This is a genomic window from Dietzia sp. HMSC21D01 (genome assembly GCF_001815995.1).
GTDB lineage: Bacteria > Actinomycetota > Actinomycetes > Mycobacteriales > Mycobacteriaceae > Dietzia > Dietzia cinnamea.
The window spans coordinates 1-2,402 of sequence record NZ_KV824149.1 but is presented as its reverse complement, the minus strand read 5'-3'; the positions used below and the strand labels follow the sequence as shown (position 1 = coordinate 2,402).

Annotated in this window: 3 protein-coding genes; 1 reads left to right on the top strand and 2 read right to left on the bottom strand. The window is 73.8% G+C overall.

Going from position 1 to position 2,402, the window contains the following annotated elements; genetic code table 11:
• Both HMPREF3086_RS16870 and HMPREF3086_RS16865 read right to left on the bottom strand, forming a co-directional pair.
• A partial coding sequence (locus HMPREF3086_RS16870; RefSeq protein ID WP_070723072.1) for a hypothetical protein occupies positions 1–910 on the bottom strand: 910 nt, incomplete at its 3' end.
• A gap of 108 nt (positions 911–1,018) precedes the next feature.
• Positions 1,019–1,669 carry a hypothetical protein gene (locus tag HMPREF3086_RS16865; protein WP_070723077.1) on the bottom strand — a complete coding sequence of 217 codons (651 nt, stop codon included), beginning with the start codon at positions 1,667–1,669 and terminating at the stop codon, positions 1,019–1,021.
• A gap of 73 nt (positions 1,670–1,742) precedes the next feature.
• On the opposite strand from HMPREF3086_RS16865, the gene HMPREF3086_RS16860 reads away from it, so the two are divergent.
• The gene (locus HMPREF3086_RS16860) at positions 1,743–2,315 is read left to right on the top strand and encodes a CPBP family intramembrane glutamic endopeptidase (protein WP_210401894.1); all 573 of its coding nucleotides are present in this window, start codon (positions 1,743–1,745) and stop codon (positions 2,313–2,315) included.
• The last annotated feature ends 87 nt before the right edge of the window (positions 2,316–2,402 follow it).

Sequence of the window (2,402 nt, the reverse complement as noted above, 5' to 3'; positions counted from 1 at the left end):
GCAGCACGGCGGCCGCGCGGCGGCCCGCGCCGGTGTCAGTCGCGCTGTAGTCATCCGCGGCCGGGGCCGCGATTCCCGGGGCGGCGGCTCCGTGGACCACGATCACCGTCCACCCTGCGTGCGACAACTGCTCGCGGTACCGCTCGGCGCCGCGACCCGGGTTCGGTGGCGTCGCGGAGTCCCCGGCGGTGAAGACCACGCAGCGGGCATCGGGATCGGCCAGCGGCAGCTCCACCGTGAAGTGCCCCATCCGCATGGTGTGCCCGTGCCGGAAGCCTTCGAGCCCTGCCGCTCGGAGCTCCAGTCGTACCCGCGTCGAGACGGCCGAACCCGACCGGGGGTCCGCCGCGCGGGCGACGGCTACGAAGTCCCGGGCGCCGCGGCCGGAGGGGTGCTCGAGCGCGCCCGCCAGCTGGCCCGGCAGCTCGGGCACCATCGCGCACAGCCGCTCCACCGACACCACCGCATCCTCGAACCCGAGGTCGCCGGCCAGGTCCCGGCAGGTCCGCAGCGGGGTGGTGACCCGCAACCCGTCGATCTCGGTGACAGCCGACGGCGGCAGGGTGCCGTAGCGGTAGATCCGACCCGGGCGGGACCGACGCGTCGAGGGCAGCCAGATCTCGGGTGGCGCATCCGCGGGCACCGAGTCGTCGCCCCACAGCAGGGCGGCGCTGCGGCCGCGCAGCACCCCGTCCGGCCAGGTCCGCGCCAGGGCGATACTGCGGAGCCGGAGGTCGTCGGGCTGGTCATCGCGTCGGTACATCCCGTGCCAGATCCGCTCGTACCGGTCGCGGTCCCGGGCGTCGGAGACGGCGGCTGCCAGCTCGGCCGTGGTGAGCGGGCCCGGCGGCAGCGCGAGGACGTCGGCCGGGGGCGCCGGCGCGGTCGGGGTCGAACTCAGGGTGTCCATGCCACCTACTCTGCCCCCGGACACGGCCGCGCCCCGGCCGTTCTCGGGGCCGGGGCCGGCCAGATGTGGAATTCGGGGCGGCTGTGGATCAGCGGGCCGCCGGAGGGATCACCCCGCGACGGCCTCCTTCATCGCCTTCATCAGAGCGTGCCCCTCGGCGCGGTCGGGCCACCGGTACTCCGCCGCCCGCGCGGCCCAGACCGACCCGGCGATCACCAGGAGAAAGCCGAGCGCGGAGATGTACGGGCCGTACGAGACCGAGGTGCCCGCGGGCAGGCCCGAGATCAGCGGGTCGGAGGCGCCGGTCGAGCCGATGAGCACCCAGACGAAGGCGCAGTGGGCGATCAGCACGAGAGTCGCCACCGCGGCGTTGAGCAGAGCGAAGACACCCAACCGGGTGACGAGCGTGATCGAGGTGAGCGCGCACAGCGCGATGAGGCCGAGGAAGTTGATCGGCATCATCGCCCTCAGATCGAGGACGTCCGTGAGGGCGATCGCGGTGACCGGGGAACCGCCGCCCGACAGCCACGGCAGGTACAGGCTGAGCAGCGCGATCGCCAGTCCGGCGAACGCGACGACGCCACCGAGCCGGACCCGCACGTGGGGGATGACCCCGCCGTGGGCCCGCTCGGGAGCGGGTCCGGGCGCCTCGACCGATCGCGGCGTGACCGTGGACACCGATGACGGCATCGGCGAGGGCACGCGGTCCTGCATCGGCGTGGACGCGTATTCGGGGACGGGAGGGATGCGCGTGGACATGGTGACCACCCTTCGGCGAGACGGTGAGCGATGTGGTTCACACTTTATGCTGTCACGTCTACAACAGCCTGAGGTGTTCCTGTGGATCCAGGCTGGGCCGGTGATCGAGTTCGTGCTCTTCTGCGCTCCCGCGGTGATCTACGTGGTCGTGCAGTCGCGTCGGGGCGACCGGTCGACGGCGGCCGCGCTTGACAGGATCGGGGCGCGATGGGGCGCGCCCCCGGCTTACGGGTGGGCGCTCGTCCTGCTCATCCCCCTGGTGGCGGCGAGCTGGTCGGCGATCGCGCTGGTGCCCGCCGAGGTGGTGGACGATCCCGGCGTCACGATCGCCTGGGTCACCTCGGCCGGGGCCGTCGTCGGCGTCGCGCTGCGGGCGGTGGGCGAGGAGGTGTTCTTCCGCGGGCTCCTCGGCGGCGTCCTCGTGCGTCGACTCGGGTTCGCCCGCGGCAACCTGCTGCAGGCGGCCGCGTTCGTCGTCCCGCACCTCGCGCTGCTCCTGATCGGCGCCGGCCTGTGGCCGATCGTCGTGATCCAGTTCGCGGCGGGCTACGCGCTGGGCTGGCTCCGGCACCGGACCGGGACGTTCGTCCCCGGCGCGGTCGTCCACGTCGTCGCGAACCTCGCGGCAGGTCTCGCCGCCGCCTGAACCCGGCGGCGCCGCTACACCCCGTAGAGCCGCGCCCAGTTCTCCCGGGTGGTGAGCTCGGCCTGGGCCGCGCGCCACCGCCGCTGC

Bases quoted from the DNA above. Each gene is read 5' to 3' on its own strand.
- HMPREF3086_RS16865 (WP_070723077.1), bottom strand. From the start codon at position 1,669: ATGTCCACGCGCATCCCTCCCGTCCCCGAATACGCGTCCACGCCGATG.